The sequence below is a fragment of the Dellaglioa sp. CoH-57-MRSF-20 genome (assembly GCF_056781955.1).
In genome coordinates this window covers 1-251 of record NZ_JBXAXV010000302.1, presented here as the reverse complement: position 1 = coordinate 251, position 251 = coordinate 1, and the positions used below count along the sequence as shown (strand labels likewise).

Sequence of the window (251 nt, the reverse complement as noted above, 5' to 3'; positions counted from 1 at the left end):
GAAAGGCGGTTCTCTACGTGCCGACATAATGGCGGTGCACGTCAAAAACGAAATCGTCATGGTAGAAGTCAAATCCTCATGGGCTGACTTCAAAGTCGATAATGACAATGGCAAGTGGCGGAAGTATCTGCCATTTTGCAATCGCATGTACTTTGCATGCGGTGCTGCCACGTATGAAAAAATTAAACCCCGCCTCCCACCGGAGGTCGGGGTATTTGTCGTTCGGTACTTCAAAGACAAGAAATACAACA

At 47.4% G+C, this 251-nt stretch carries 1 protein-coding gene; it reads left to right on the top strand.

Annotated features, from left to right (window positions below; translation table 11 throughout):
• The coding region (locus AC1RPN_RS09120) for an MmcB family DNA repair protein (RefSeq protein ID WP_481763865.1) at positions 1–251 on the top strand (251 nt) is incomplete at both ends.